Genomic DNA, 978 nt, shown 5'->3' on the forward strand with positions numbered 1-978 from the left:
TCTTCAAAATATTAAACGCCCCAACCAAGTCTGAATTGAAGACAAGCCCCGTCTCGGGACACTTAAACAAACCACGAAGGAAGCGAGCCCCCTCGTGAGGCCTCCCGCAGACGGGACAACGCTTAGACGTGAAAACCTCGTCCACAACCAAAACCCGAATATCATACTCCCCAGCAACTTCCTTCAAGCGTTTGATAACGTAATTAAACCGCCAGACGTGGGAGAGGAGATAATTCTGCTTTTTACCCTTGTTGGAGTTCCCACTGATGCCCTTCGGATAGCCAACAACAATCCTTGAAACACCGAGACGATAGAGCTTTTCAACTGTTTGTCTCACCCTCGTGTTAATGTAGTGCCTCGCCTGGAGTTTAGCCTTCAAGTGCATTCCTGAGAGTTTCTTACTCTTTTTAGCTCCCGATTTATTGATTTTGGACTGATACTCTGCTATCCGTTTTTGCCAGTAAAAATCAATGCTCTTAAGCGGTCTCCCGTTCACTAAGAAGCTTTCCCCGTTCTCAACGTAAACGGCCATCAGGTTGTTCACTCCCAAGTCTATTCCGGCTGGAAGGTTCCCCAATGGCTGTCTTGGGAGTTCAACCCACTCTTGACCATAAAGCCTTCCCTCCACCGTGTAGCTCACGTGAGCATACCATTTTCGTCTTATTGGATCGTAAGTTATTTCTAATCGCCCTTGCTTGCCCTTTAAGTGTATTCTCCCCTTGAATTGAATTTCGAGGCGTTTGAACTTTTCGAGGCCTTTGAGGATTAGTTTGTTTCCTTCAATTTTGTATTGGTCGTTTCTGAGGACTATTAAGCCTTCTCCCTTGATGTAGTTTGGTGGTTTGGGTTTGAGCCAGTTGGGGGGGTTCTCCGTTCCGCGTGTTCCTTAAGAGTGAGAAGAAGCTTCTCCAGCTTTCGGCGTTCTTCCTGCAGATTTGTTGAACCGTTGCCGAGCCTATTTCGGATTTGAATGTTTCT

At 46.6% G+C, this 978-nt stretch carries 1 pseudogene; it reads right to left on the minus strand.

What is annotated here, in order from left to right:
- Nucleotides 1-978: pseudogene (locus APY94_RS12800) on the minus strand (RNA-guided endonuclease InsQ/TnpB family protein); the annotation flags it as partial.

Source organism: Thermococcus celericrescens, from assembly GCF_001484195.1.
Lineage (GTDB): Archaea > Methanobacteriota_B > Thermococci > Thermococcales > Thermococcaceae > Thermococcus > Thermococcus celericrescens.